Origin of the sequence: Nocardioides sp., assembly GCF_034670285.1 — a bacterium.
Classification (GTDB): Bacteria; Actinomycetota; Actinomycetes; order Propionibacteriales; family Nocardioidaceae; genus Nocardioides.
Map to the genome: position 1 here is coordinate 1 of NZ_JAXMNS010000328.1, position 4433 is coordinate 4433.

General features: G+C 68.9%; 3 protein-coding genes. 1 reads left to right on the forward strand and 2 read right to left on the reverse strand.

The window, feature by feature from the left end; all coding sequences use genetic code 11:
- On the reverse strand, window positions 1–337 hold a 337-nt coding region (locus tag VOI19_RS15050; protein ID WP_323793780.1), incomplete at its 3' end, for a maltotransferase domain-containing protein.
- Window positions 338–470: 133 nt separating this feature from the next.
- The gene (locus VOI19_RS15055; RefSeq protein ID WP_323793781.1) at window positions 471–4022 is read right to left on the reverse strand and encodes a M36 family metallopeptidase; all 3552 of its coding nucleotides are present in this window, start codon (window positions 4020–4022) and stop codon (window positions 471–473) included.
- A gap of 147 nt (window positions 4023–4169) precedes the next feature.
- On the opposite strand from VOI19_RS15055, the gene VOI19_RS15060 reads away from it, so the two are divergent.
- Window positions 4170–4433, forward strand: a 264-nt coding sequence (locus VOI19_RS15060; RefSeq protein ID WP_323793782.1) for a DUF3417 domain-containing protein, incomplete at its 3' end; no start/stop codon positions are given.

Consider the following 4433-nt stretch of genomic DNA (forward strand, 5'->3'; position numbering starts at 1 on the left):
CGACGTCGATGCCGGCCGGCACCTTGATCGACGCGGCGTGCTCCCACGTCGCGAACGGGTCGGACCAGGCGTGCACCTCAAACGTCCACGCGCCCGTCGAGGTGGGCGTGACCCAGGCCTCGTAGCGGTCGACGGGGTCGGTGAGCTTGGCCATGCGCGCGGGTGGCTGTCTGCTCCCGTCGGGCGCGATGAGCACCACCTCGGCGGCAAGCTTGTCGTGGCCCTCGCGGAACACCGTCGCCGAGACAGGGAAAGGTTCTCCGACGGTGGCCTTCGCGGACTGTCGTCCCAGGCCCACCACCGGTTGTACGTCCACTACTGGAATGCGTCCAACCATGCACTCACCTTTGCGGGTCGCACCAAGCGCCGCAACCTTCTCACCCCGGCAGGTGGACCCGTGGCGTCCGGGCGGGAGCGTGCAGACGCCGCAGGGGGCGGAGCGCGATGCGCACCGCCCCCTGCGGATCGTGTCAGCGGAAGGACCGCTGCGGGTTGTCGATGCCGTAGCGCGACTTCCAGCTCGGGAACTTCGAGGTGAAGGCCTGGAACTCCGCCACGTGCACGATCGAGCCCCGGTCGGACGCCGTCTTGCAGTCGGTGTCGTTGATCGGGTCCTCGTCGAGCTCGCCGGCGTAGCCCGCGAAGCCGGTGCACTGGTTCTCGAGGACGACCAGCCGCAGGGCGGCCGCCTTGGTCGGCTTGATGGCGAAGGCCCGCATGTTGAGGGTCGGCGCCACCGGGCGCGGGCGCTGCGACGGGAACGCGTTGTCGGCGGAGGTGAAGACCCGCTTCCAGGACGCCTTCGCCGAGGAGCAGCTCTTCGTGCACGCCTCGACCGCGAACTTGCGCAGCGCGGTGAATCGGGAGCCGGCGTCGGCGTCCCCGGGAGTGGCCTTCAGCATCGCGCTGACCGCGACGCTGCGGACCTTGCTCTTCTTGCCGGCCAGGTCGACCGCCACGAGCGGGTTGGACTCATCGACGTTCGTGGCGGTGAAGCCACCCCACGACGTCGCCTCGGTGCCGTCGATGAGGAAGTCCTCCTGAAGGCTGCCCGCGGTGGCGTCGATGATCTTGGCACCGGACTTCTTGGCAGCGAGGTTCTTCGTGGTCCGGACCTTGACGACCTGCTTCGACTTCTTGCCGGTGACGTTCAGCTTGAAGCGCATGAAGCCGTGCTTGGGGCCGACGTAGAGCATGTCGTAGCGCCCGGCGGTGAAGGAGGCCTTGTTGCCCAGCTTCTTCGTCTTGCCGAGGGTGTCGGCGACCGGGGTCGAACGAGCCTCGAAGTCGCCGACGTAGATGCTGCCGCCGCTCTTGGTCTTGAAGACGACCTTGGTGTTCTTGCCGACGGCGCTGGCAAAGCTGGGCTTCGGCGAGGTGTCGTCGCCGTCCTTGACCGTGGAGCCCTTGCCCATCCCGCGGCGGGCGAAGGCTGCCGAGATGACTGCCTTGTTCTCTCCGCGGAAGCGCATCTGGTCGGCGGCGATGAACGCGTCGCGGGCATCGAGCATCGACGTCGCGCCCTGCTGGAGCAGCATCGAGTCGAACATCAGCTGGAGCCAGCGTCGGTTGCCCGGGCACAGAGCCGGACGCTGGGGGCCCTTGTTCTGGCTTCCCTCGGCGCAGCGCTCCTGCAGCACCATGTTGGTGACGGGGAACTTCTTGTTCCACTTCTTCACCAGGGCCTGACGGACCTCCCAGTTGATGCCGTTCCAGATCTCGCCGTCGGCGTGGACCTCGGGGCCCGTGGTGTCGAAGCCGTAGTTGGCGTAGTTGAGCGGGTTCTTGTTCATCGCGTAGTCACGGATGGCGGTCGTCAGGTTGCCGGTCGCGTAGGCGCCGACGGCCCAGACGTTGCCACCGTTGGAGTAGCCGTGCTCGAACTGGAACTCGGCGGCGACCTGGTCGGACCAGGACTCGCCCATGGCGCCGCCCTGCTCGGAGGTCAGCCCCTCGTCGGGACCGCCGACCATCCGGTTGCTGATGGCGTGGGTGTATTCATGGCCGACAATCCCCATGTCGAGCCCACCGTCGGTGCAGGGAGCGTAGAAGGCACCGGCGATCGGCTGGAACAGGTACTGGTTGGTGATGCCGGGCACGCCGTCCTGCAGGGTGATCTGGTTGGCGTTGTCGCGACCGAGGAACGACGGCTGCCCACCGGCCTGGACGTTGCCGACCTCGGGGTCGCCGTCGATGCCGCCGCGGCCGATGTTGTCGACCTGCAGGTTGTAGTTGCCCTCGTTGAAGCCGAGGTAGTAGGAGAAGTCGTGCATCCGGTTGTGGGTGACGAACAGGTTGCCCACCGAGAACTCGATGTCGTTGCCGCCCGGCACCAGCTCGGTGGGGCTGCACTGGGAGTTGTTCCAGGCGTCGGTGAACTCGGCGTCGTACCTCTGGGTCGGCGAGAACGGCGCCTGCGCGAGGCCGCCGGGAGTCAGCGGGGACGCCCAGGCCTCGTGGGTGTTGGCGTTGTTGCCGATCGTGGTGAAGGTCGGCAGGCCGGTGGCCACGACGTTGTCCCACGGTCCGGGAGCCGAGACGTTGCGCACCGAACCGGTGGGCAGGGTGCAGGCCTTGGCGTTGGCGTTGAACCAGCACGCGACCACGCTGTTCTTCGGCGTCTGGGTCGGGCTGTCCAAGGTGGGGTTGGCCGGGAAGAAGCGCCAGCGGGGGTTGCCCGCGGTGCCACCGGCGCCGGGGCTTGGCGTGCCCGAGGCCTGGTCGCTGGTCGCGATCGTCAGGAAGTACTCGGCTGGGGGCAGCAGGGCAGTGCCGTCGAACGGGCAGACCGCGCCGGAGTAGGTGCCGGCCGGGATCTTCGCCGCCGAGTAGGTCAGCGTCTCGGGGCTGGTGAGCAGGTCACCGCTGGCCAGGACCGCGCCGCTGGGGTCGTAGAGCTTGAGCACGATGTCGTTGGCCGGGTTGACTGCTGAGCCGACCATCACGATCGAGCGAGTCTTGTCGTCGGTGAGCTCGAACTCGTGCTTCGGTCCGCACGCGGTGGCGGTGTAGGTGCCGGTGAAGGGGGTGACGCTGTTGGACGCTGCGAGACCGCCTCCGAGCGCGGCGTTCGAGAGCGTGCTGGGGCCGTCGGTGAGGCCCTCGGCGAGGTTCTCCACCTGATTCTGACGGTGCAGGATCGAGCCGTCCACCGCGTCGACCAGGACCGTGTAGGCCTCGCTGTGGCCGCCGGCGACGTCGACGACGTTCGCCTCGAGCACGGGGCGGACCGAGCCGTCGGCGAGGGCCAGGGCACGCAGGCGCACCAGCTGCTCCTGCGCCAGGCCGGGCACCCGCAGGCGCGTCCAGCCGTCGCTGACGGTGCGGACGACGTCGTCCAGGAGCCTGTCGCTCAGGTCGAGGCCGACGTTCTCGGCCGCGAGCAGCCAGCCCTGGGCCGCGGACAGCTTGGAGGCCGGGGGGTTCTGGGTGGTCTTGGTGAGGGAGGAGGAGACGTAGGCGATCTCGCCGTTGGCGACGCCGACGGTCACCGCGCTGCCGATGGCGGGGACGAGACCGTCGAAGGACTGGCGGAAGAAGACCGCGTGCCCGCCGTCGAAGGCGAGCTCCTGGTTGTTGACCATGACGAGGCCGCGCATGTCGGACGCTGAGAGACCGAAGGCGGCGGCGTTGCTGACGAGGTAGTTGCGCGCTGCCGTCACCGGGTTGCTCGACGTCGCCCGCGCCAGGACGCCGTCGCTCGGCAGGACCGAGGCAGGGGTGCCGAAGGCGTTCCAGCGCAGGTCGGTGGCGCCGAGACGAGCGGCTGCGGACTTCTGCAGCGCCGACGGCACGGTGGAGCCACGGGTGTCGATGTCCACCAGCCCCGCGACCGGGTCGCCGATGCTGCCGGGCAGGATCCGCTCGCCGACGCCGTCGTTACGGGTCAGGCCAGGGACGGAGGGAATGTCCACGCCATCAGCCACGGCGGGCATCTGGAGCAGTCCGGGGACCAGGGTGGCGGTCGCGAGGGCGGCGATCGCGGCGCTATAGCGCCCGCGTCGTGAGGTCAACGAGATCATGCTGGGTCCAACGGTCTAGACGTGTGGGCGTTATGGCCCGAGGCGCTTGATTGTCGGACGAAACGCGATCGTGACCTCCCGACGTGTGCAATCGAGACATGGTGAGACGCGGTTGGATCGATCCAAGCCGCGCAGTACGGTCAGCCCGTGCATGCCATTCGACGCTTCATCGTCCGCCCCGTCCTTCCGGCCCCGCTGGTCGCGCTCAGCGAGCTCGCCGGCAACCTGCGGTGGTCGTGGCACCCCGAGACCCAGGACGTCTTCGCGGAGGTCGACCCCGAGCTGTGGGAGTCGACCGGCCACGACCCGGTCAAGCTGCTCGGGGCCGTGGGCCGCGACCGGCTCGACGAGCTCGCCGGCGACCAGGGCTTCCTCGAGCGGCTCGCGACCGCGAGCGCCGACCTGGCGGCC